A 23,256-nucleotide genomic window follows, 5' to 3' on the forward strand; every position below is an offset into this window, starting at 1 on the left:
AACAAGGATCGCGCATGCGGCTGAAATGGAAAATAGGGCTGTTGGCTGGGGCTGCCGTTGTGCTGCTTGGCGGCGGCAGTGTTGTCTCTGCTTTGCAGGATGCCAATTGGTTGCGTGTGCGCCTTGCCGCCGCGGTGGAGGAGCGCACCGGGCATCACCTCACAATTGACCGCTTGCATGTGTGGATTCTGCCTTTCCCTTGGGTGGAAGCGCGTGGTGTCAGGCTTTCTGGGGTGGAGGAAGGCGGACCGGATCTGTTGACGGCAGACTCGGTCCGGGCTCGGCTGGCGCTCTTGCCTCTTTTTCATCACCGTATTGTTCTGAATGATGTCAGCCTGACGCAGCCACATATTCTGTTGCGCCGCTTGGCAGACGGGCGGGCGGACTGGCAGATTGCGCCGAACGAGGCGTCTGACGTTGGTGCCGGCAATACGGGGCCTGCTGGCGGCAAGCTTCATTGGAATTTCGGCATCTCTGCGCTGCAAATTACCAAAGGTGAGGTGCGCTGGCAGGACGACATGCGGGGCTGGTCTGGCTGGCTGCCACTGACAACCCTGCATCTGAAAGATCTTGAGGGCGATCATCCCACACTGAACGCGACAGTTGCGCGGGATAAAAGTGTGGTCACTCTCACGGGCGGTACAGGCCGCCTGATGCCAGTTACGGCAGAGACATTGCCTGTGGAACTGAAGGTTGCCTTCAAGCAGGATGGCCATCCGGCGGGTCTGGCGCATATTGATGGCACGATAACTGACCCGGCAGGCAAGCGCGGTTATACGGTCAACTTTGGAGGCTCTCTGGCGCAGCTCCAATCTCTTCAGGCCTTTTTTCCACATGCAGGCCTGCCGCAAGGGCAGAATATTTCTGTTGATGGCATTGTCGGCGGAGAAGGTGCAGAGCCTGTGTTGCAGGGGCTGCATGTGCGGAGTGGCGCAGTTGACCTGTCACAGTTTTTTCCAGGCGCAAGTCTAGGGCGGCTGATGCTGGATGCAACACAACCGACCGATAAAATGGCTTTGGTGGTGGATGGCAAGCTCGGCGCGCAGGATCTGGGCGTGCGCGGCACTCTGGGTACGCTGGCGCAGCTTACAGCGCTGGGGATGGACCCGGCCCATGCTGAAACCCCGGCAGAACTCATGGTGCTGGATGGTGCCTCCAACCTGCGAATTGCCGGGACTCTTGGCGGTGGACATTCCGCATTGGATGTTCATGGCGTGCTGGGCCGTCTGGCGTTGGGCGAGGGCCGCCCGACGATTGAAGATCTGAAAGCTGACGGCCATGTTGATGCCGCAGATACGCTCAGCCTTATCCGCAAACACACTGCAACAGATGTGGTGCGCGGGCTGAGTGGCGTTGTGGATGTTCAAACCCCGCATATTACATGGCAGGGGCAGGCATGGACCGATTTTACAACGCATGTGGTTGTGCATGATGCCCGTTTAACGGCGGACCCCATGACGGCACAGGGTAACGGGGTGCAGCAGTCTGGCCGCTTTACTTACGCTGCGACCCAGCCGGTGCCAGAAATAGAGGTTTCGGCGCGTCCGGTGCTCTTGCCTGTTGGTATTATGCAGCAATGGCTGGGTGCTCCTGACTTGGTGCAGGGCATCGTAACTCTGGTCGGCACGGTATCTGCCCACGGTACGGATGCTGCGACCATACGGCAAACTATCACGGGCCATATAGGAGCTTCCATTGTGGATGGCACCTTGGGCGGAACTGCTCTGAGAACACTGCTTGGTCCACAGGTGCCTGTAAAAGGGAAAATGCCTGTCCGGTGTTTTGGGACGCATATGCAGGTGTCTGGCGGGGTGGCAACGCTCGACCTGCTGGGGCTGGAGAGTGATTTCCTGTCACTGCATGGGCATGGCACTGTGGGGCTGGAAGATCATGCGCTTAACCTGCATCTCTCTCCGCATGTACTGCTGGGGGGTGCATCTGCTGGGTCGGATGTGCAGGTGACAGGAACATTCGCAGCGCCTGTTCCCAAAATGGAACCTGCATATAGCGGCCGTTACGGCATTACCATTGGCGGCGATGATGGGGGCGGGGATAGCTGCCCAACCCTGCTCTCCGCTGCGCGGGAAGGCGCTGCGGGGCCTGCGGCATCGGCTCCCAAAAAAGGAAAAGAAGGTAAGGTTATGAATATGCTGCGCGGGTTGGGACTGTTCCAGTGACGGAGGCAATCAAACCGCCAGTGGCGGCACCTGCCGGGCGTAAGCGGTTCTGGAAGCAGGCGCATGTTGTGCCGGAAGCTGGCGGCTATACCGTGCAGCTTGACGGCAGGCCTGTCCGTCTGCCGGGGCGAACGCTCTTGAATGTTGAAAGCCGTGCATTGGCAGAGGCTCTGGCCGCAGAGTGGCAGGAGGCAGGCCAGCAGGTGGGGGGTATGTTCCGGCCGGAAGATCTGCCTCTTACCGGTATTGCAGGGTCCATGCTGGAGCGTATTCCGGCAGAGCGGGATGGTGTGCTGGAAAGCCTGCTTGCTTACGCGGGGAGCGACCTTTTGTGCTACCGGGCGGAAAGCTGGTCACCGCTGGCCCGGATGCAACAGGAACAGTGGGACCGTTGGCTGACATGGTGCCGTGAAGCATGGGGTGCGGACCTACACGTGTCAGAAGGCCTTATGCCTATTACGCAGCCGCCTGAGGCTTTGGCCCATTTGCGGCAGGTGCTGGAGCAGGCATCCCCTGCGGAGCTGGCGGTTATGGGGGTAACGGTTCCGGCTCTTGGCAGCTTTGTGCTGGGACTTGCTGCCGCCAAGACTGATGTTTCCGCCGAAGAACTGGCGGCCTGCGCAACGCTGGATGAGCAGGCACAAATGAAGCAGTGGGGGGAGGACGCGGAGATTACGGACCGCATAGCAGCCTTGGTGCGGGATGTGTCTGACGCAAAACGCTTCCTGACCTTGGCGCAGGCCGCGTAAAGTTATTGGTGTCGCGTTTGAGACATAGCTGCCACGAATTTGCCTTTTAACGCCCTTAAGACCTCAGCCATGTCACATGGATGGTACGCCATCTGTATTTGAGATTGGTGTGAGAGGAGGGCGTCATGCAGCCTAACACGACTCTGTGCCCAGCAGAAATTGCCAAACCTGTCAGATCGAGCCGCAGCCGCATTCAGGCGCGCGCGGCTCATATTTTTGCGACCTGCGCCATGGGGTCGTGGTTTTTGCTTGGCATTATCCCGGTTGTGGTCATTCTTTACTCCTTTAGTTGAGCGTAAAGTCTGGTAGGGTCAAAAGGCCGCGCTGAGTGTGCGGCTGCGCCCTGCGTTGATCGTGTCAAGCAAAGGTTTGTAACCCATGAAATACAGGACTGGATTTCTCGTTGGAGCCGCTCTGATAGGGATATCCCTTACGGCGCTGCCTGCCATGGCTGCCCCACGTCCGGCTGGGCTCTTTATGGCAGGGCCAGGAACGCCCGTATGGGGTGGGCCCGCCATGCTGGAAGGGATTGACCTGACCAAACAGCAGCAGAAAAAAATTCAAACCATCCTGCAACAGGCAGGGGATCAGGACCAGACCGACACAATCCGGGATGATCTGGGCCGGGTCCGTCGGCAGATTCAGGATATTCTGAGTGAGCCGGGGCAACTTGACCGCCCTAAAATTCAGGCGCTTTTACAGCAGCAGGCTACCCTGCGCGCTGAGCAGGAAGCCCGCCACCTTGATGTGGCAGAGCAGATTCACGATGTGCTGACTCCTGAGCAGCTTTCCGCAATTAAAGCCCGGCAGGCCAAAATTCGGGATCTGATGGACCAGTTGCGGGAAGTGCAGCACCCGGTTCCGCAAGCCAGCAGCAACTAGAAGACCAGAAGTTTCTTGACAGACGGAGGGGGGTGCCTTAACCCCTCTCTCAATTCACAGGACCGCCACCTCGCGAGTGTTCGCGCAGTGGCGTGTTTTCTTATGGAGTAACAGGCTATTGTTCGAGGCTCTCTCAGGTAGGCTTTCCGGGGTTTTTGATGGACTCGCCAAACGTGGTGCGCTGTCAGAGGCTGATGTTCTGGAAGCAATGCGCGAAGTCCGTCTGGCTATGCTGGACGCAGACGTTGCGCTGCCTGTGGTCAAGGACTTCGTTAACAAGGTTAAGGAACGCGCTGTAGGGGCAGAAGTGCTGGACAGCATTTCTCCCGGTCAGGCTGTTGCCAAAATTGTTAATGATGCCCTGATTGATGCCTTGGGCGGCGCGGGTGCCGTTCCACTTAACCTGAACGCAGCAGCGCCAGTGCCAGTGCTTATGGTGGGTTTGCAGGGCTCTGGTAAAACCACGACATCCGGTAAAATTGCCCTGCGCCTGAAAACGCGTGAGCGTAAGAAGGTTCTGCTGGCGTCTCTGGATACGCAGCGACCTGCTGCGCAGTTGCAGTTGGCGCAGTTGGCCGAGCAGGTTGGTGTGCCGTCTCTGCCTATCGTTGCTGGTCAGACGCCTGTTGATATTGCTCATCGTGCAATGGATACAGGGCGCCGTGAAGGGTTTGACGTTGTCATCCTCGATACGGCAGGGCGTCTCTCCATAGACGAAGCGTTGATGGAAGAGGTGCGGCAGGTTCGCGCCGCAACCCAGCCTGCCGAGACCCTGCTAGTTGTCGATGCCATGACCGGGCAGGACGCCGTGAACACCGCAAAAGCCTTTGACGAGGCTGTGGGTGTAACCGGTGTTGTCATGACCCGTATGGATGGTGACGCCCGTGGTGGTGCAGCCCTGTCCATGAAGGCCATTACCGGCGCGCCGATCAAACTGACCGGTTCTGGCGAAAAGCTGGATGCGCTGGAAGAATTCCACCCCGAACGTGTTGCTGGCCGTATTCTCGGCCTTGGCGATATTGCCGGGTTGGTTGAAAAAGCGGCAGATACGCTGGATCATGAAGAAGGCGAACGCCTGGCCAAGAAAATGATGGCTGGCAAGTTCGATCTTGATGACTATGCGTCTCAGATCCGTCAGATCAACAAGCTTGGGTCCATTTCCGGCATCATGGGTATGTTGCCGGGTATGGGTAAGCTGAAAGAGGCAATGGGCGACAAGGAGCTTGATACGTCCATCCTTAAAAAGCACCAGGCAATTATTTCATCCATGACCAAGGGTGAGCGGAAAAATCCCGCCATCATCAAGGCGTCACGCAAAAAGCGTATTGCCGCCGGGTCTGGAACCACCGTTCAGGAGGTCAACAAGCTGCTCAAGCAGTTTGATATGATGTCCGACATGATGAAGCGCTTTAACAAGCTTGGCGTGAAAGGTCTCATGCGCCAGGGAATGTCCGCGCTCATGCCTAAAGGAATGGGTGGAGGGCCATCTGGTGGTGGTCGTCCCTTCCGCTAAGCGACCTGTTTCTGTTTCAAGTTTTTCTGGGTTTGGAGAAGTCTGAATGAGTCTTAAAATTCGTCTTGCCCGCGCAGGTGCCAAGAAGCGTCCTTACTACCACATCGTTGTGGCAGATAGCCGCTCACCGCGTGATGGCCGTTTCATTGAAAAAGTGGGTGCTTATAACCCCATGCTGCCGTCTGAACATGCTGACCGCATTCGTCTGGTTGAAGAACGCATCACGCATTGGCTGTCTCAGGGTGCACAGCCGACCGACCGTGTAGCCCGCTTCCTGGGTAACGCTGGTCTGGCTCCTAAGCCTGCTTTCCGTGAACAGCCAAAGCAGGCTGCTCCTAAGAAGAAAGCTCAGGAACGTGCAGCTGCTGCAGCCAAAGCTGCTGAAGCCGCAGCCTGAGGCTGAAGTCGAGCAGGCCAGATTATGCGTCCAGACCTTATTCTGATTGGTGTTGTTGGGAGGCCACATGGTGTGCGCGGCCTTGTGCATGTGCACAGCTATGCAGCCGATCCAATGGCGCTTGAGGAATATGAGGTCTTGCAGGATGAGCAGGGGCGGCATTGGTCCCTGCGTTGGCGTGGAGCAGAAGGCGTGGCGGAATTGCGGGATGCGCAAGACCATCCGGTAACTGACCGCACAGCCGCGCAGGCACTTGTGAATACTCGCCTTTATGTTGCCCGCAATGCTCTGCCTGAGCCGGAAGAAGAAGAATTCTACCATTCCGATCTGATTGGAATGGAGGCTCGGGAAGAAGGGCAGTCTCTTGGTCGTGTTGTCATCGTGCATGACTACGGCGCAGGGGCTAGTCTGGAGCTTGAGGGCGGGTTGCTCGTTCCATTCACACGGGCCTGTGTGCCGCATGTGGATGTTGCCAACCGTGTTCTGACCGTTGTTCGCCCGGCTGAAGTGTCGGGGGAAGAAGGGCAGGGTGTTGGCAAGGCAGTAAAACAGAGTGCGGAGGAGCCGTCAGCGTGAGTTGGCAGGCAACTGTTCTCACCCTTTTCCCGGAAATGTTTCCGGGGCCGCTTGGGCTGTCACTGGCCGGGCGTGCGCTTGAGACAGGTGTGTGGTCCTGCCGCACACATGACCTCAGGCAGCATGGGTTGGGGCGGCACCGTGCGGTGGATGATACGCCATTTGGCGGTGGGGCAGGTATGGTGATCCGGGCAGATGTGGCAGATGCCGCGCTCTCGGCCCTAGATGCCCCGAAAGAGATGCCGCGTGTGTTCATGACACCGCGTGGTTATCCTTTGCGCCAGAAGGATGTCAGCCGTTATGCACAAGGCCCCGGTGTGGTGCTTATGTGCGGGCGCTTTGAAGGTGTGGACGAGCGTGTGCTGAACGCTCACTCAGTTGAGCAGGTCTCTATAGGAGATTATGTTCTGTCTGGGGGAGAAACGGCAGCTCTGGTTTTGCTGGACGCGTGTGTCCGGCTGTTACCCGGCGTAATGGGGAGCCACGAAAGTGGGGTTGAGGAAAGTTTTTCCGACGGCCTGCTGGAATACCCGCATTACACACGCCCCGCCACATGGCAGGGGCATGACGTGCCGGAAGTCCTGCTCTCGGGCAACCATGCAGCAATAGCGGCATGGCGGCAGAAACAGGCTGAAGAGATAACGCGGGAAAGACGGCCGGACCTGTGGTCTGCCTGGCTGGCTCGCAGGGAAAAGAATGAGGCTGCGACCGGACTGTCCGGTCAGGTACGCCAAACTGGGCTTTGAGGAAGGATACGGATATGAACATCATTCAGCAGTATGAAGCTGCCGAAATTGCGCGTCTTTCAGCAGAACGCGCTGTGCCGGAATTTGCAGCAGGTGACACCGTGCGCGTTTCCGTGCGCGTTGTTGAAGGTGAACGTAAGCGCGTACAGGCTTTTGAAGGTGTGGTTATTGCCCGCTCCAACAAAGGTCTGAACAGCAACTTCACCGTGCGCAAAATCTCCAACGGTGAAGGCGTGGAACGTGTGTTCCCGCTGTACGCACCAACCATTGCAGAAATTAAGGTTGTACGCCGCGGTAAAGTGCGTCGTGCAAAACTGTACTATCTGCGTGGCCGTAGCGGTAAGTCTGCCCGTATTGCTGAACGTCCGCGTGACGTTGTAGCTCCGGCAGCTGCTGGCTAACATCTGGCAGCCCTGCTTTATTTAAAGTAGACTGCTTTGATGACTAAACCCGGCTGGGCGTATGCCCGCCGGGTCTTTGTGTAGTATTGAAGATGAAGGCGCGGGTTTTTCATCTGCCAGAGTGTCAGGTCTGTTTTCTACCTGCCTGCCCTTGTTAAAGGGTTGATACGCCGCGCACCCGTTTGTGCTGCCCGCCGGGTAAAATTCAACGCCAGACCCTCTTTGTGCAACCGCACCGTTTCATGAAAGGGGAGGGCCATGGCGCCGCGTACGTTGTTCGACAAAATCTGGGACCACCACGTTGTCGAGACTCTACCGGATGGTACCTCTATCCTTTATATCGACCGTCATCTTGTTCACGAGGTGACAAGCCCGCAGGCGTTTGAGGGGCTGCGTCTTGCTGGCCGCCGCCTGCGCCACCCGGAAATGACCGTGGCTGTTGTGGACCATAACGTGCCTACTTCTGACCGCAGCCAGCCGATTGAAGAGCCGGAAAGCCGTAATCAGATTGAAACGCTGGAACGCAACGTCAAGGAATTTGGTGTTCCCTATTTCCCGTTGTTGTCCGCCAATCAGGGCATTGTGCATGTTGTCGGGCCTGAGCAGGGTATTTCTCTGCCCGGCATGACCATTGTGTGTGGGGATTCTCATACTTCCACCCATGGGGCCATGGGTGCATTGGCATTTGGTATCGGGACATCGGAAGTTGAGCATGTGATGGCCACGCAGACCATCCTGCAACGTCCAGCCAAAAACATGCGCGTGACTGTTGAGGGCACACCCGGTGCCGGTGTGTCTGCCAAGGACATCATGCTGGCTATTATTGGCCATGTTGGCACGGCGGGCGGCACAGGCCATGTTATGGAATTTGCTGGCTCGGCTATCCGTGGTCTGGACATGGCGGGCCGTATGACCCTGTGCAATATGTCCATTGAAGCCGGGGCCCGTGCCGGGCTGGTAGCACCAGACGATACCACATTTGACTATGTAAAAGGCCGTCCCTTTGCCCCCAAAGGCGATGACTTTGACAAGGCTGTGGCATACTGGCGCACACTCTCTACGGATGAAGGTGCGCATTTTGACAAGGAAGTTACGCTACGGGCGGAAGATATTGCCCCTAGCCTGACATGGGGCACCAGTCCTGAAACAGTGTTGGCAATTACGGATACAGTGCCAGACCCCGCACTGGAACAGGATGAAGCCAAGCGCGCTCAAATGGTGCGTATGCTGGACTATATGGGGCTGGACGCTGGCCAGAAAATTGCAGGAACCCCTGTGGATGTGGTGTTCATAGGGTCCTGCACCAACAGTCGGATTGAAGACCTGCGCGCCGCAGCGCATATTGCAGCGGGCCGCAAAGTGGCTGAAGGCGTGCGCGCCATGATTGTTCCTGGCTCTGGTCTGGTCAAACGTCAGGCGGAAGAGGAAGGTCTGGACAAGATCTTTCTGGATGCCGGGTTTGAGTGGCGTGAGGCTGGATGCTCCATGTGCCTGGGCATGAATCCGGACCGTCTGACACCGGGGCAGCGTTGTGCCTCAACGTCCAACCGCAACTTTGAAGGCCGGCAGGGGCCGGGGGGGCGTACTCACTTGCTCTCTCCTGCCATGGCTGCTGCTGCTGCTGTAACTGGCTGCCTGACAGATGTAAGGGAACTGGCATAATGGATAAATTTACGGTTCTGTCTGCTGTGGCTGCGGCGCTGCCGGAAGCCAATATTGATACAGACAAAATTATCCCGGCACGTTTCCTGAAAACCACCCAGCGCACAGGCTTGGGCAAACATGCGTTTGATAGCATGCGCTATCGTCCGGATGGCTCTGAAAACCCGGATTTTGTGCTGAACCAGGTGCCGTGGCGTAAAGCTGAAATCCTGATCACGCATGAGAACCTTGGGTGTGGTTCCTCACGCGAGCATGCTCCATGGGCGCTGCTCGACTTTGGCATCCGCTGCGTTATTGCGCCGTCTTTTGCAGATATCTTTTTCAATAACTGCTTTAAGAACGGTATTTTGCCGGTATGTCTGCCGCGGGATGTGTGCGACGCCCTGATGGGTGATGCAGCAATGGGCAGCAATGCTCGCCTGACGGTTGATCTGCCGCGTCAGGTCGTTATCCGTCCTGATGGTGAAGAAGTGCCGTTTGAGATTGACCCTTTCCGTAAGCACATGTTGCTGGAAGGTCTGGATGATATTGGCCAGACTCTCCAGCATGAAGGGGAGATCAAAACGTTTGAAAGCCAGGTTGCGCAAGAACGCCCCTGGATGCCTGCAATTTCCATTGATTAATCTGTTTGGAGAGTTCCATGTCCAGCCAGCCTACTAAAAAGCTGCTTATTCTGCCGGGTGACGGTATTGGCCCGGAAGTTATGCAGGAAGTGCGCCATATTATTTCCTGGTTGGAAGCAAACCGCGGGCTTTCCTTTGATATCAGTGAGGACCTGGTGGGCGGAGCCTCTCTGGCGCAATACGGTGAGCCACTGCGTGATGAGGTGGTTGAAAAAGCCCGTGCGGCCGATGCTGTTCTGTTTGGCTCCGTCGGTGACCCGCGCTGGAACCATGTGGGTTTTGACAAACGCCCTGAGCTTGCCATCTTGAAACTGCGTCAGGAACTGGCGCTGTTTGCCAATCTGCGTCCGGCAAAAGTTTTTGATGCTCTGGTTGATGCCAGCACGCTGAAGCCTGATGTGGTGCGCGGTCTGGATATCATGATCGTGCGTGAGACCGTGGGCGGGATCTATTTTGGTAACCCACGCGGGATTGAAACCCTGCCAGATGGCAGCAAGCGCGGTATCAACACAGAAGTTTACACCACCGCAGAAATTGAGCGCGTAGCTCGCGTGGCATTTGATCTGGCGCGTAAACGGTCCAACCGTGTCTGTTCCGTTGAAAAATGCAACGTGATGGAAAGCGGCCTGCTGTGGAAAGAGGTTGTGACAGACCTGCATGCCCGTGAGTATCGGGACGTTGAACTCTCTCACATGCTGGCGGATAACTGCGCCATGCAGCTGGTGCGTAACCCGCGCCAGTTTGACGTTCTGGTAACAGGCAACCTGTTTGGTGACCTGCTGTCAGACCTTGCATCCATGCTGACGGGCAGCCTCGGCATGCTGCCTTCCGCGACCCTGGGTGCGGTTGATAATGAAGGCCGTTGTCCTGCTCTGTATGAGCCCATTCATGGTAGTGCACCCGACATTGCTGGGCAGGGCATTGCCAACCCGATTGCCCAGATACTCTCTTTCGCCATGTTGCTGCGTTATTCCCTGAACATGCAGGCCGAAGCAGTGCTGGTGGAAGACGCGGTGTCTGCCGTGCTGGCCAAAGGCTTGCGGACTGCGGATATCATGAGTGACGGGAAAACACGTGTCAGTACCTCGGAAATGGGTGCGGCAATTGTGAACGAACTTGGTAACGTGCAGGCCTAAGGCCTGCATAACTCCTTCTCCTTTCCACAGTGACGTGGGGAGGGGGGGGCATGGCGGTCAGGGTCAAGGCCGCCATTTCAAACGGTTTTTCCAAGAATTAGCTAAAAATATGCATAGTTTCAGATGAGCAACGACATCGTGGGGTCTTTGCGGTAGAGTTCTGAAATTATTGCGACACTATGCACAGAATAAGGAGCATTCTTAATGCGTCTGGGACGTTGGATACTGACGTGCGCGGCATCAGCGCTGGTTATGGCGGGTGCGGCTGCTCATGCTGAAACTCAAACAGGCGGGGCGCAGAAAGACACTTCTTTTCTGAACGATATTCACGGTAAGCAGGCGCTGGACTGGGTAAGGGCACAAAACCGCCATACCACCTCCACGCTGGAAAAAGACAAGCGTTATGAAGGGTTCTACAAAAGCACTCTAGCAGTGCTTCAGGCGCCAGACCGGCTTGCCGTACCGCAACTGCTGGCGGGTGGTATCTGGAATTTCTGGCAGGATGCCCAGCATCCCCATGGTATCTGGCGTACGGCGTCTGAGCAGTCTTACCTCTCCACCACACCGGCCTGGCAGATCAAGCTCGACATTGATGCGCTTGCAGCCAAAGACCACGCAAATTGGGTTTTTAAAGGCGCAGACTGTCTGGCGCCAGCAGACGAAAAATGCCTGGTCATTCTCTCCAATGGAGGAGAGGACGCAGATACGCTTCGTGAGTACAATACGCGCACCGGCGAGTTCGTGCCTAACGGCTTTACCTTTTCCCGCTCCAAACAGCAGGAAGCCTGGGTGGATGAGAACACGGTTCTGCTGGCGCGGGAGTGGGATGATAAAGGCGCAAGCCTGACGCCGTCCGGTTACCCCTTCATTGTGAAAAAAATGGTGCGTGGGGCAGCACCGGGGCAGGAAAAGGAAGTGTATCGCGGCGCACCATCAGACATGATGGTTGCCCCCATGACACTGACGGACGGGGATGGAGGCAAGCTGGTTCTGATACAGCGGAGCCAGACGTTTTTTGAGTCACACTATGCTGTAGTGGAAGGTGACACGCTGCGTTGGCTGAAACTGCCAGCAAAAAGTGAAATTCACGGTCTGCTTAAAGGTCGTCTAGTGCTCTCTGTGCAGGAAGACTGGCAGCCCGAAGGGATGCCTTTGGTACCTGCTGGTAGCCTTGTTTCTGTAGATCCAAAAAATACGGAACGTGGGGTGGAGGTTATCTTCACGCCAGATCCATCCCAATCCATTGATCAGGTTGGCGTTACCAAAAATACTGTTCTGGTCAGTCTGTTTGACAATGTGCGTGGTCGTGCAATGCGCTTTACAGCCGTGCAGCCAGGGCGGCCCTGGAGCGGCCAGGTTTTGGACCTGCCGGATATGGCATCCATTCATATTGTTGATACTGACAAACAGTCCGACAAGGCTTTCCTGAGCGTTGAAAGCTACCTTGAGCCAGAACAGCTTTGGCTGTTAGGAGAGGACGGGCAGCCGCATAAAGTTAAGAGTGCGCCTGCACGCTTCAAGTCGGCTAACCTTCAGACGGAGCAGTTCTGGGCTCAGTCTCCAGATGGTACACGGATACCGTACTTTGTTGTTCATAAACGCAACATGAAGTTGAATGGCGCCAACCCAACCTTGCTGACAGCTTATGGTGGTTTTCAGGTTTCTTACACACCCACCTATGCGCCGGAAATCGGTAAGCTCTGGCTGGAGCGCGGGGGGGTGTATGTTGTTGCCAATATTCGTGGCGGGGGCGAATTTGGCCCGCAATGGCACGAAGCAGGGCGCAAGTCTGGCCGCCAGAAAGTGTATGATGATTTTGCAGCCGTTGGTCAGGATCTGGTGGCCCGCAAAATTACCAGCACGGCGCATTTGGGTATTCGGGGCCGCTCTAACGGGGGACTGCTGGCTGGCGCTGAAATGGTGCAGCATCCGGACCTCTGGAACGCAGTTATTATAGGCGTGCCTTTGCTGGATATGGAAAATTTTGAAACCATGTCTGCTGGTGCATCGTGGGCGGATGAGTACGGATCAATGTCTGTGCCGAAAGAAGCAGACTTCCTGAAAAAGATTTCCCCGCTGCATCACCTCAAGGCTGATGTCACCTACCCAACGCCTTTCATCTTTACCGCGACAAGCGATGATAGGGTGGGGCCGGTGCATGCCCGGCGGTTTGCCGCGAAGCTGGACGCGTTCAAAAAGCCATTTTTCTATTATGAAGATATAGAAGGTGGGCATTCCGGTACTGTAAACGCACCAGAAGTGGCGCATGAGAGAGCACTGGAAGCAGTGTATCTGTCTCACCGTTTAATGGACAAACAACACTAAACCCGAACGCACGCTACGCGTTGAATTAGCCCCCTTTCACAAGAAGGGGGCTTTTTTTGTGACGTGATTTTACAATGGAATTTCCCACGATAGTTTGACTTTTTGCATGGGAATATCGGTTTTTAAACTGCGCACCCCTTTAACGCGAGCAAGATGCTCCGCCTGAAACTGGCGGTAGGTCTCAATATTTTTTGCAACAACGCGCAACAGAAAATCACAGTCACCTGCCATTAAATGACACTCTACAACCTCTGGTGACGCCTGAATGGCTTTCACAAAGTGGCTGACGGTATCTTCATCCTGCCCTTCCAGCCAGACGCGCACAAATACGGTGGTTGTCACACCCAGTTTTGTCGGGTTGAGCAAGGCAACATAGCGGTCGATAATGCCAGCGTCTTCCAGCATTCGGACACGCCTCAGGCATGGGGTAGGGGAGAGCCCAACCTCTTTTGCCAGTTCCACATTGCTCATACGGCCGTTTCGCTGCAACGCGGCCAAAATACGTTTATCTATTCTGTCCAAGACTGATGGCATAAAATTTCTTTCTAAAAAGAGTTATTAGCATATTACTCTAATAATTCAGAGTTTTGGAGATGATTTTGCACACACCTGCTTTGGGGTGTTTGCTATAAACAGGTCTCCTTTTTCTCCTGTCTGGAAACCCTATCGTGCAGGTTGCCTCTGCTTCCCACTGTCCTCCGTCTACGCGCATGGAGGTCTTACGCGGTCTGCGTTCTGCTTTGCCTATTATGCTGGGCTTTATTCCGTTTGGTCTTGTGCTTGGTGCGCAAGCCCGGATGCGTGGTTTTGCCCTCTTTGAAGTGCCTATGATGACAGGGCTGAATTTTGGAGGTGGCTCGGAATTTGCCGCTGTGGGGTTGTGGACATCTCCCCCACATATCCTGCTCATTGTGGGCGTCACGTTTCTTGTAAACAGCCGTCATCTGCTTATGGGTGCGGCACTGGCACCGTATTTGCGTGCTATCCCACGCAACAAAATGCTCTTTTGCCTGTTTTTCATGTGTGATGAAACATGGGCCTTAAGCCTGACGGATGCCCGTAAAACAGGGTTTAGCCTGCCTTATTATATGAGTGTTTCCCTCTGCCTGTATATGAGTTGGGTCATTGGTACCGCAATAGGGGCGGTTGCCGGACCGATTATGGGAGACGTGAGCCGATACGGTTTTGATATGGCTTTTCCAGCAGTATTTTTTGTATTGCTGCGCGGTATGTGGAAAGGCATGGCTTCGGCTTTGCCGTGGGGTGTCAGTCTTGGCGTGGCCGTTGCCGCTTATATGGTTTTACCTAAAGGCTGGTACGTCCCGCTGGGAGCAGTGTCAGGCGGAGCGGTTGCATGGGTGCAGGCACGGTCATGACTGTTCTCACCCTGTTATTGATGGCTCTTGCCACATATTGCACGCGTATTGGCGGCTATCTCTTGTTAAACCGGCAGCATATTGCGCCCCGCACAGCCAAAGTAATGGAAGCAGCGCCCGGCTGCGTGTTGATAGCCGTACTCGCGCCTGATTTTGCCTCAGGCCGGATGGCAGATTTACTGGCGCTGACCGTGACACTCGTAGCGGCTATGCGTTGCTCGTTACTGGTTACCGTTTTGGTAGGGATTGGGAGCGGCTGGTTCTTCCGTATGATACTGCCAAGTTAAGGTTGGCAGCTAGACAAAGAAAAAGGCCGGACACCATGTGGTGGTCCGGCCCTTTTTTTGATCCCTGAAGGGAAGGCTTAGAAGCCTTCGCGTTCCAGGCGCTTGCGTTCCATCTTGCGAGCGCGACGAACTGCCTCAGCAGACTCACGAGCTTTACGCTCAGACGGCTTTTCAAAGTGGCGGCGCAGCTTCATTTCGCGGAAAATGCCTTCGCGCTGCATTTTCTTTTTGAGTGCCTTTAGAGCCTGATCGACATTGTTGTCACGGACGAGAACGTGCACTTGGTCACTAACCCCTGTTTCAGAAAACCCGGTTACCCCGGTTTTGAAGTGATATAAAAAAAGGAGCAGGCAGCACGCAAGGCACATGCCGATTCCTCTATTGGCGGCCTCTATAACACGGGCTTGCGGAAAGACACAATTCGTTCTTGCTTCTTATCAACAAACTCTTGTGACAGAGTGCGGCTGCAAGAAGGAGAGAAACATGGCCATTCTTAAAATTGCACGTATGGGTCACCCGGTTCTACTCCAACGGGCGACCCAAATTGAGGACGTTACGGCACCGGACATCCAGCGCCTTATCTCTGATATGAGAGAGACATTGGCGGATGCAGGTGGTGTTGGGCTTGCGGGGCCACAAGTGCATGTTTCAAAAAGGCTTTTTCTCTACTCCGTGCCGCAGGCCCGTAGTGAGGGAGAAGATGATCCGGCCCTTGATGTCCAGATTATTCTCAACCCTGAGCTTGAGCCGGTGGATGATGAGATGATCCCAAGGGTGGAAGGGTGCCTGTCTATTCCCGGTTTGCGCGGGCAAGTGCCGCGTTACAAGCGGGTCCGTTATGCGGGCTATGACGAGGCTGGCAAACGCATTAACGGTGTGGCTTCTGGTTTCCGGGCGCACGTTATGCAGCATGAAATGGACCATTTGGACGGGATTCTCTATCCCATGCGCATGACAGATTTAGGCCGTCTTGGTTTTGAGGCGGAAATGGTACGGTACGGGGTAAGGGCATGAATGTTTCGGCTGGGCTGAAAATACAGCAGGCAATTTCTTTTGCAGTCGCAGGACTGGCAGCAAGCAGTATGCCAGCCCCGCTGGAGCGGGATGCTGTGCGGGATGAAGCCCTGCGTAAAGTGGCCGCTGTTGCAGGGGAACGCGGGTGGCGGATGGCCACATTGCGGGACGTTGCCGGACCGGAGGCTGACCTGCTGTTTCCCGGTGGGCCGGTAGAGATGGTTGAATCCTGGTCTGACCTGTGTGACCGGGACATGCTTTCCGCCATGCTGAGTTGTGAGGAAGAGCGCTTGAGCCAGCGGGTTAAGCAGGCGCTCCTGCTACGTCTGCCGGTTGATAGAGCCATGCGTACTGGAGCCAGAAGCGGTTTTGGCGTGCTGGCAGCCCCCTGCGCCGGGGGGGCTTTGCGGCGCAGCATGTTGCGGACCGTTAACGCCATCTGGCAGGCCGCGCAGGATGAGTCTTCCGGCGTCACCTACGTGACCAAGCGCCTGACGTTGGGAAGCGTATATGCGGCAACCCTTCTGTTCTGGCTGGCCAGAGGGCAGAACGAGGCTGATATGGCGCGGTTTGTTGAGCACCGGCTTGCTGGCGTTCTGCGGATAGGCAAACTCAAAACGCGCCTGTTGGGCGTGTTTATGCGGCCTGAGCCTAGCTCTGTTCATACCGCCACCTCTGCTGAAGCAGCCTAAAAAACTGGATCTGAGCATGAGCGGGTATCGCCCAACGGATGAAGCTGGTGCAGGGCTGCTCTTTTTACGGGAAGAGCAGATTCGTCTTGCTCAAACCATGATGTTTCTGGCCGGGCGCGATATGGCGGAAGCCGTATCTCCGATTCTGGAAGAGCATGGCATTGGCCGGGCGCATTATAGGGTATTGCAGGTGTTGGCCTTCAGCCCCCGCATTCCTGTCAGCCGCCTGCAGGACATTTTAGGCGTAACCAAGCAAAGCCTTGGCCGTACGTTGGGGGAAATGCAGGAGCGCGGCTACCTTGAAAGCGAGTCCTGCCTGCGTGACCGGAGGCAAAAGCTTTTACGTTTGAGCAAAGCAGGCCAGACTGTTGAGGCTGAGCTTTTTGCTGCGGCAAAGCACCGTTTGATGGGCGCTTACCGGGAGGCAGGTGGCGCTGCTGTTGAGGGGTTCCGTCGCGTCATGTGGGGGATGCTCTCGGAAAGCAGTCGTGCTCTGGTGGCTGATGAAGGTACAGCGCGAAAGAAGGGACGTCATGGCGCATAATCCGCACGATTTTACATACGAAGAAGGTACAGCCCCTCACGTTATCGTTGTGGATGATGATGCACGGCTCAGGCGGCTGTTGCAGCGCTATCTTTCCGAAAACGGGCTGAGAGTCAGTGTTGCCGCCAATGCTGCGGAAGCCCGGAAAGCTCTGGGTGGGATCCAGCCAGACGCTATGGTGCTGGATGTGACCATGCCGGGAGAAGATGGGTTGGAATTAACCCGTGCCCTGCGTGAAGCGCGGCAGGAATTTCCGGTTATTCTGCTGACAGCCCGTGGCGAACCGGAAGACCGCATCTCTGGTCTGGAGGCAGGGGCAGATGATTATCTGGGCAAACCATTTGAGCCACGCGAGCTGCTGTTACGGCTAAAAGCTCACCTGCGGCGGCTTGCTCCTGCTCCCGCAGCCGATAATCTGCGTATTATTCGGCTGGGGGATAAAGAGTTTGACCCGGTGAGAGCTCTTTTATCCGGCCCGGAAGGTAATATTCACCTTACTGGCGGGGAGGCGGCACTTTTGTCCGTGCTGGCCCGCAGACCCAATGACGTTTTCACGCGGGATGAAATTGCTCGTGCCCTTGATATGGCGGAAATTGGAGAACGCGCCGTGGACGTACAGGTCACACGGCTCCGCCGTCGTATAGAACCTGACCCGCGCGAACCACGCTTTCTTCACACCATTCGGGGCCGGGGTTATGTGCTCAAGCCCGGTGTGCAGTAACCCCCATGGGGTGGCAGACGTTCCATTATTTTCCCCGCAAGGTTCTCCAGTCCCGCAGGGTGGAAAAATCCGTGCGTCGGGTTTTGCCGCGCTCCCTGCTGGGACGCTCCTTGCTGATCGTCTTCATACCTTTGCTGATTACGCAGGCCATTTCTCTCGAACTTTTTTACGGTAATTTTCTTAAGGTTGCCTCCCGCCGCCTTTCCAGTGCTGTGGCGGCCGAAATAGTTCTGTCCCTCAATGCGTTGGAAAAACTGCAAAAACAGAGCGACAAACAATGGTTTGTGGCGCAGGCGCGGGACCATTTGCTGCTTGTTGAGACATGGAAGCCCAATGCACGACTGCGGCGGACAGGGTTCAATCATGTTCTAGGCCCGATGGATGAAGACCTGGCGCATGCTCTGCAAGAAACAATCGACAAACCGTTTTTCATAAACTGGCATAATGACCCGCATACGGTGCTGATCTCCATTCAGCTCAGTGACGGTGTGCTGGAGGTGGAGGCCCCTCGTAAACGGTTGGATATGGGCCAGATCTGGCTTTTTGTGGCGTGGGCGCTGGGCAGTTCCTTACTGCTTTTCACCATTGCCAGCCTGTTTATGCGTAATCAGGTGCGGGCTATCCGCCGGCTGGCCCATGCTGCGGAGCAATTTGGTTTGGGGCGGGATATAGGGCCAATCAAGCCAGAAGGGGCGCAGGAGGTTCGGAAGGCAGCGATAGCCTTTAACCGGATGCAGGACCGGATTTTCCGCTTTGTGTCCCAGCGTACCGGGGTTCTTGCTGGTGTCTCGCATGATTTGAGAACACCTTTGACCCGCATTCGTCTGTCTTTGGCCATGATACCACAGAGGGGAACCGTACAGGCGGAGGCCCTCAAGGAAGACGTGGAGGACATGATTGGCGATGTGGTCGAGATGGAACACATGATCGACAGTTACCTCTCCTTCGCGCGCGGGGAAGGGGCGGAAACACCCGTGCCGGTTGAAGTAGCCCCTTTCCTGCATGATGTAGTGTTTGCTGCACGGCGGGCGGGGGCGACCGTTTATGCTGTCAGTGTCCAGAAGGACTTGCAGGCCGTCATGCGGCCAGATGCCATGCGCCGTGCACTCATGAATTTGCTGGATAACGCCCGCAGGCATGGGGGCGGCATTACGCTTAAGGCGCGTGTCATCCCGGAAGGGATATGTCTGCTGGTGGATGATGACGGACCCGGCATACGGGCGGAGCAGCACGCTGCTGTTTTCAGGGCTTTTGAGAGCGGCGGTAGAAGCGGTGGGACAGGGCTTGGCCTGACCATTGCGCGAGACATCGTGCGGGCCCATGGCGGGGAGATGGAGCTCTCGACCTCGCCGCAGGGCGGTTTGCGTGTAAGAATTATTCTGCCGTAAACGCAGCGGGGCTGCGCTTACGGTCTCAGGATATTTTAGAGAGAGTTACCGGAACCAAAGTGGCCGGGGCCGGAGTTCTGCCCCATCATGCCTGTGCCCGTGGTGCTGCCAGCGCCCATAAGGTTCTGCATGGGGTTGTAACGGCCCACGTTACCCAGAATTTGCTGAAGAATATTGATGCTGGTGCCCGGTGTGGGGGTAACCTGACTGATCATGGCAACCGGGCGTGCATCTTTCCGGCTCAGGGTGCGCAGGCTGTCCAGCGTACCGGCCTGATTGAACTTAAGCACAACAACCTGCTGTTTCTTCACGCCCGGAAAATCCATGGGGCGGAGATAGGTTGTCATGGAAATATAAATCCATGTGTTGTCATCAAACGCGCCACGCGTTGTGGATGACCCTAGAAGGTCAACGGCATCCGCCCGCGTGCTGGTGCCCGGAATAAGCTGGTTGTAGTCATCTGCTTCAACCAGCGAGCCACGCGGAATGGGTGTGGGACGGAAGACTGCACAGCCAGACAGAACGCCAAGGGCAGCAAGAAGGCTGCCAGCTTTACGAAGACGCGCCATTGTGTGTGAGCGTTGCTGCATCATGGTCTGTCGGGCACCCCGGGTTGTGCGGTCATTGGTCATCAAACGCATGGCTGTACCCTCTTGCAAAAAGGTATAGCTCCCTTGTCGGATGCCCCAACGGGCGCGGTGCGTCAATTACTGAATACCACATGCCTTCGTTTTTGCCGCAAAAATGCACATCAAGGTCTTACGGTACCCTTACTTTATGATACGGCATGAACCGTGCCTTACCTGTTCGTGAGGTGTGACGTATGCCGCGCCGTCTCTCATGCTGGTGTTTTTCAGGAGGTTTACATGGCTCCTAAGTCCGAATTTTCCCGCCCTACCGCAGTACGCCGAATCGGAGTTGGCGGTCTTTCTATTACAGTGGAAGCCACGGCTGAAGAGTGCGTGCAGATTGCCGCCCGCTTGAATTTGCCTGAAGTCAGCCTGCTGCGTTGCAAATACCAGTTGCAGGTAGGCCGGCGGAATGTGGTGACAGCTCAGGGCGCTCTGGCAGCACGCTTCAAGCAGAACTGCGTTGTGACCCTTGAACCTTTTGAGGACGTGCTGGCAGGCTCCTTTACGGTAGAATTTGTGCCTGAAGAACATTTTGAGGAGAGCGGAGAGCCTGATCTGGAGGCCATCGACCAGATCCCCTACGAAGGAGACTCCGTTGATCTTGGTGAAGCTGCGATTGAACAGTTTGCCCTGGATTTGCCTCTCTATCCGCATGCTCCAGATGCCAAACTACCCAAAGGGGTTGTCATGAAGGAAGAAGAGGTAGAAAAAAGAGCGCGTGAAGAAGCGCAGGCAGAGCGCGTTAATCCGTTTGCTCAACTTGAACGGTTGCGCCGTAAAGATAGCTAATGTGCAAACACGGGTTTTCTTGAGCTGTTGCTTGCGAAAGCAACAGCTCTCTGCTACAGCCCGCGCTCAATCTGGTTAATAAACCTGTTTTGTTTGTCTGCTGCACGGCATTCTGTGCTGTGTGCAGTCGCTAAAGAATTGTTTTGGAGGGGCTCGGGCCCATGGCTGTACCTAAAAGAAAAACCTCGCCTTCACGCCGTGGCATGCGTCGCAGCCATCAGGCTCTGACTGCTGAAGCTTTCGCTGAATGCTCAAACTGCGGTGAACTGAAGCGCCCGCACAACATCTGCAGCCACTGCGGCCACTATGATGGTCGTGAAGTGATTGCCGCAGGCAAAGCACTGAAAGTTGCTGTTCGCGCCTGATTTCAGGTGAGTGCCTTTGATCTGTTGTCATGACTGTTAAGGGCGCATAGCACGTATAGGAGTGGGCATCTGCGGCATGGCAGAGAAGCAGGCATGAGCAATAGAGAGATTCCAGAAACTTCCCCTTCAGAGCAAAGCGAGGCTTTCAGCCTGGCTGTGGACGGAATGGGTGGGGACGGGGCTCCCGATGTGGTCGTTGCCGGACTCGCCATCGCTGCTGATCGTCACCCCGGTATGCGTGTGCTTCTGACGGGCGATGAAGCAAAGCTTCGCCCGCTGCTTGCCAGGCACCCGAAAGCAGAAGCCATCTGCACCATCTGGCATACAGATGAGTCCATCCCCATGGACATGAAGCCAACTGCGGCCCTGCGGGTCCGGAAGTCTTCCATGCGTCTGGGGATGGATGCTGTTGCAAGCGGTAAGGCTCGTGGCGTTGTTTCTGCCGGCAATAGTGGTGCCATGCTTGCCTTGGCCAAAATAGTGGTCAAAACCCTGCCTGGCATTTCACGCCCTGCCATGGCAGCTATCAGTCCTACCATTAAAGGCGATGTGGTCATGCTCGACCTCGGGGCCAATGTGGTCTGTGACTGGCGTAATCTCGTAGAATTTGCGGTTATGGGAGAGGCGTTTGCAAAAGCCGTACTAGGCTTGCCCGCCCCCCGTATCGGCCTTCTTAACATCGGTTCTGAAGAACTGAAGGGTGACGAGAAGCTGCGCATTGCTTCCGAAGTCCTGCGTGAAAGCCCTCTGGCATCCCAGTTTCATGGGTTTGTTGAAGGGCATGATATTACCGCAGGCACCACCGATGTGGTGGTGACAGACGGTTTTACAGGCAATGTTGCGCTCAAGACGGGTGAGGGTGCGCTGAAAATGGCCACCACGCTCCTGCGTCAGGTCTTTAGTCGCAGCCTGGTGGCCAAGCTTGGCTACCTTCTGGTTCGCCCCGGTTTGGAGCGAATGAAGGAGTGGCTAGACCCGCGCCGCTATAACGGCGCTGTATTCGTTGGTTTAAATGGTGTTGTTGTAAAATCTCACGGTGGCACAGACGCCGAAGGTTTTGCCGCTGCCGTTGATGTCGCCATGGACATGGTAACGCATGGTTTCAACGATGGTATTCGTGAGCGTTTGTCCCACATGGGGGCGCTTCTTTCCCATCAGCAGAGTGTTGCAGAGCGCGAACCAGCAGTTATAGCGTCCTGAGGCACACGTACGCAGAGCTTCGCCCATAACTGGTGTTGGCGTAAGCGGCTGGATAATGAAAGAACAGAGATGGCGAGACGTTCGCTCCTGGTAGGGTTTGGCAGCTTTCTGCCGGATCGGGTCGTAACTAACGATGAACTGGCAGCCCGGCTTGAGACCTCTGACGAATGGATAAAAACCCGTACCGGTATCTCCCGCCGTCATATTGCTGGCCCTGACGATACGGCAGCCAGCATGGGGGCAAAAGCGGCCAGCCGTGCGCTGGAGTATGCCGGTCTGGCTGCCACAGATATTGATGCGGTTATCGTTGGAACCTCCACGCCAGATCAGGCTTTCCCAGCCACTGCTGTCCGCATTCAGGCTGAACTGGGTATGACGCAGGGCTTCGGCTTTGATATTGCCGCGGCCTGTTCCGGCTTCATTTTTGCGCTTTCTACAGCCGATTCTTTTATTCGCTCCGGTTTGGCCCGCAACGTGCTGGTCATTGGCAGCGAGGTCTATTCTCGTATTGTTGACTGGTCAGACCGCGGGACCTGTGTGCTGTTTGGTGACGGCGCAGGCGCGGTTGTTCTGTCTGGTACAGATCAGGCTGGTGAGGCTGGTATTCTGTCAACACATCTTCATTCTGACGGTACGGCAGGGGACCTGCTGTATGTTGATGGCGCAGTCGGCCGCCCAGAGATGAGTGGTCACTTAAAAATGAACGGGCGTGATGTGTTTCGGCACGCCGTAGCTAAACTTTCTTCTTCAGTGGATGAAGCGCTGGAGGCTGAAGGCCTGTCCTACAGTGATGTTTCTTGGCTGGTGCCGCATCAAGCCAACATCCGTATTATTGAAGGCGTTGGTAAAAAGCTTGGTTTGCCGCCAGAACAGGTGGTGGTGACCGTTGATCGTCATGCCAATACTTCCGCCGCATCGATTCCCTTGGCGCTTGATGAAGCAGTGCGTGATGGCCGCATCAAAAAGGGAGATCTGGTGCTGATGGAAGCATTGGGTGGCGGCTTGACGTGGGGCTCTGCCCTCGCGCGGATGTAATTTTTCTGGCGTGATGGCCTACTTGT

The 23,256-nt window shown here is 55.9% G+C and carries 27 protein-coding genes; 24 read left to right on the top strand and 3 right to left on the bottom strand.

The genetic code is table 11. The features are described from left to right. Nucleotides 1-14 precede the first annotated feature (14 nt). From Abci_RS08610 to Abci_RS08670, 13 genes are all read left to right on the top strand, one after another. Nucleotides 15-2,177, top strand: a complete 2,163-nt coding sequence (locus Abci_RS08610) for an AsmA family protein (RefSeq protein ID WP_048838759.1) — start codon at nt 15-17, stop codon at nt 2,175-2,177. Next, nucleotides 2,174-2,926, top strand: coding sequence for an ATP12 family chaperone protein (locus Abci_RS08615; protein ID WP_048838760.1), 753 nt, complete (start codon nt 2,174-2,176; stop codon nt 2,924-2,926). The genes Abci_RS08610 and Abci_RS08615 overlap by 4 nt, the downstream gene beginning before the upstream one ends. Nucleotides 2,927-3,051: 125 nt before the next feature. Continuing rightward, nucleotides 3,052-3,219: a hypothetical protein gene (locus Abci_RS08620; RefSeq protein ID WP_158319789.1), complete on the top strand. Its 168-nt coding sequence runs from the start codon at nt 3,052-3,054 to the stop codon at nt 3,217-3,219. An 85-nt stretch (nt 3,220-3,304) separates the two neighbouring features. Continuing rightward, a complete protein-coding gene (locus Abci_RS08625) occupies nt 3,305-3,808 on the top strand; it encodes a Spy/CpxP family protein refolding chaperone (protein ID WP_052944808.1) in 504 nt (167 codons plus the stop codon). A gap of 118 nt (nt 3,809-3,926) precedes the next feature. Beyond that, complete coding sequence (gene ffh, locus Abci_RS08630; protein WP_048838761.1) at nt 3,927-5,321, top strand: signal recognition particle protein; 1,395 nt, start codon at nt 3,927-3,929, stop codon at nt 5,319-5,321. A 46-nt stretch (nt 5,322-5,367) separates the two neighbouring features. After that, nucleotides 5,368-5,718: a 30S ribosomal protein S16 gene (rpsP, locus tag Abci_RS08635; protein ID WP_048838762.1), complete on the top strand. Its 351-nt coding sequence runs from the start codon at nt 5,368-5,370 to the stop codon at nt 5,716-5,718. Nucleotides 5,719-5,742: 24 nt separating this feature from the next. Further along, nucleotides 5,743-6,294, top strand: a complete 552-nt coding sequence (gene rimM / locus Abci_RS08640; protein WP_048838763.1) for a ribosome maturation factor RimM — start codon at nt 5,743-5,745, stop codon at nt 6,292-6,294. Continuing rightward, nucleotides 6,291-7,040, top strand: coding sequence for a tRNA (guanosine(37)-N1)-methyltransferase TrmD (gene trmD / locus Abci_RS08645; protein WP_048838764.1), 750 nt, complete (start codon nt 6,291-6,293; stop codon nt 7,038-7,040). The genes rimM and trmD overlap by 4 nt, the downstream gene beginning before the upstream one ends. 14 nt (nt 7,041-7,054) lie before the next feature. Beyond that, nucleotides 7,055-7,441 carry a 50S ribosomal protein L19 gene (rplS, locus tag Abci_RS08650; protein ID WP_048838765.1) on the top strand — a complete coding sequence of 129 codons (387 nt, stop codon included), beginning with the start codon at nt 7,055-7,057 and terminating at the stop codon, nt 7,439-7,441. A 258-nt stretch (nt 7,442-7,699) separates the two neighbouring features. Beyond that, nucleotides 7,700-9,103, top strand: a complete 1,404-nt coding sequence (gene leuC / locus Abci_RS08655; RefSeq protein WP_048838766.1) for a 3-isopropylmalate dehydratase large subunit — start codon at nt 7,700-7,702, stop codon at nt 9,101-9,103. Further along, complete coding sequence (leuD, locus tag Abci_RS08660; protein ID WP_048838767.1) at nt 9,103-9,726, top strand: 3-isopropylmalate dehydratase small subunit; 624 nt, start codon at nt 9,103-9,105, stop codon at nt 9,724-9,726. Before leuC ends, leuD begins: the two co-directional genes overlap by 1 nt. 17 nt (nt 9,727-9,743) lie before the next feature. After that, on the top strand, nt 9,744-10,862 hold the full coding sequence (leuB, locus tag Abci_RS08665) for a 3-isopropylmalate dehydrogenase (protein WP_048838768.1): 1,119 nt from the start codon (nt 9,744-9,746) through the stop codon (nt 10,860-10,862). A 204-nt stretch (nt 10,863-11,066) separates the two neighbouring features. Continuing rightward, nucleotides 11,067-13,187 (top strand): prolyl oligopeptidase family serine peptidase, encoded by a 2,121-nt coding sequence (locus Abci_RS08670; protein WP_048838769.1) that lies wholly within the window; start codon nt 11,067-11,069, stop codon nt 13,185-13,187. Nucleotides 13,188-13,256: 69 nt separating this feature from the next. Here Abci_RS08670 and Abci_RS08675 read toward each other — a convergent pair whose 3' ends face one another. Continuing rightward, entirely contained in the window at nt 13,257-13,721 is a 465-nt protein-coding gene (locus tag Abci_RS08675) for an Lrp/AsnC family transcriptional regulator (RefSeq protein ID WP_048838770.1), read from the bottom strand. A 134-nt stretch (nt 13,722-13,855) separates the two neighbouring features. On the opposite strand from Abci_RS08675, the gene Abci_RS08680 reads away from it, so the two are divergent. Both Abci_RS08680 and Abci_RS08685 read left to right on the top strand, forming a co-directional pair. Further along, a complete protein-coding gene (locus Abci_RS08680) occupies nt 13,856-14,563 on the top strand; it encodes an AzlC family ABC transporter permease (RefSeq protein WP_244877632.1) in 708 nt (235 codons plus the stop codon). Further along, complete coding sequence (locus Abci_RS08685) at nt 14,560-14,850, top strand: AzlD family protein (RefSeq protein WP_048838863.1); 291 nt, start codon at nt 14,560-14,562, stop codon at nt 14,848-14,850. The genes Abci_RS08680 and Abci_RS08685 overlap by 4 nt, the downstream gene beginning before the upstream one ends. A 77-nt stretch (nt 14,851-14,927) precedes the next feature. Here Abci_RS08685 and rpsU read toward each other — a convergent pair whose 3' ends face one another. After that, nucleotides 14,928-15,131 (bottom strand): 30S ribosomal protein S21, encoded by a 204-nt coding sequence (rpsU, locus tag Abci_RS08690; RefSeq protein WP_006557524.1) that lies wholly within the window; start codon nt 15,129-15,131, stop codon nt 14,928-14,930. 202 nt (nt 15,132-15,333) lie between these two features. Between rpsU and def the strand changes: the two genes are divergently transcribed. From def to Abci_RS08715, 5 genes are read left to right on the top strand one after another with little or no spacing between them, the layout of a single operon-like run. Continuing rightward, nucleotides 15,334-15,864 (top strand): peptide deformylase, encoded by a 531-nt coding sequence (gene def / locus Abci_RS08695; RefSeq protein WP_048838772.1) that lies wholly within the window; start codon nt 15,334-15,336, stop codon nt 15,862-15,864. Then, complete coding sequence (locus tag Abci_RS08700; RefSeq protein ID WP_048838773.1) at nt 15,861-16,556, top strand: ubiquinone biosynthesis protein COQ9; 696 nt, start codon at nt 15,861-15,863, stop codon at nt 16,554-16,556. Before def ends, Abci_RS08700 begins: the two co-directional genes overlap by 4 nt. 16 nt (nt 16,557-16,572) lie before the next feature. Continuing rightward, nucleotides 16,573-17,100, top strand: a complete 528-nt coding sequence (locus tag Abci_RS08705) for a MarR family winged helix-turn-helix transcriptional regulator (protein WP_048838774.1) — start codon at nt 16,573-16,575, stop codon at nt 17,098-17,100. Further along, on the top strand, nt 17,090-17,821 hold the full coding sequence (locus tag Abci_RS08710; RefSeq protein ID WP_048838775.1) for a response regulator: 732 nt from the start codon (nt 17,090-17,092) through the stop codon (nt 17,819-17,821). The genes Abci_RS08705 and Abci_RS08710 overlap by 11 nt, the downstream gene beginning before the upstream one ends. Before the next feature lie 5 nt (nt 17,822-17,826). Beyond that, entirely contained in the window at nt 17,827-19,209 is a 1,383-nt protein-coding gene (locus Abci_RS08715) for an ATP-binding protein (RefSeq protein ID WP_048838776.1), read from the top strand. A gap of 35 nt (nt 19,210-19,244) precedes the next feature. Here the strand turns inward: Abci_RS08715 and Abci_RS08720 are convergent, their stop codons facing one another. Then, the gene (locus Abci_RS08720) at nt 19,245-19,802 is read right to left on the bottom strand and encodes an outer membrane protein assembly factor BamE (RefSeq protein ID WP_084597604.1); all 558 of its coding nucleotides are present in this window, start codon (nt 19,800-19,802) and stop codon (nt 19,245-19,247) included. A gap of 273 nt (nt 19,803-20,075) precedes the next feature. On the opposite strand from Abci_RS08720, the gene Abci_RS08725 reads away from it, so the two are divergent. From Abci_RS08725 to Abci_RS08740, 4 genes are all read left to right on the top strand, one after another. Then, on the top strand, nt 20,076-20,630 hold the full coding sequence (locus Abci_RS08725; protein WP_048838777.1) for a YceD family protein: 555 nt from the start codon (nt 20,076-20,078) through the stop codon (nt 20,628-20,630). A gap of 161 nt (nt 20,631-20,791) precedes the next feature. Further along, nucleotides 20,792-20,995 (top strand): 50S ribosomal protein L32, encoded by a 204-nt coding sequence (rpmF, locus tag Abci_RS08730; protein WP_048838778.1) that lies wholly within the window; start codon nt 20,792-20,794, stop codon nt 20,993-20,995. A gap of 93 nt (nt 20,996-21,088) precedes the next feature. Beyond that, nucleotides 21,089-22,195: a phosphate acyltransferase PlsX gene (gene plsX / locus Abci_RS08735; RefSeq protein WP_048838779.1), complete on the top strand. Its 1,107-nt coding sequence runs from the start codon at nt 21,089-21,091 to the stop codon at nt 22,193-22,195. A gap of 69 nt (nt 22,196-22,264) precedes the next feature. Then, nucleotides 22,265-23,230 (top strand): beta-ketoacyl-ACP synthase III, encoded by a 966-nt coding sequence (locus tag Abci_RS08740; protein ID WP_048838780.1) that lies wholly within the window; start codon nt 22,265-22,267, stop codon nt 23,228-23,230. Nucleotides 23,231-23,256 lie beyond the last annotated feature (26 nt).

Origin of the sequence: Acetobacter cibinongensis (genome assembly GCF_000963925.1) — a bacterium.
Classification (GTDB): domain Bacteria; phylum Pseudomonadota; class Alphaproteobacteria; order Acetobacterales; family Acetobacteraceae; genus Acetobacter; species Acetobacter cibinongensis.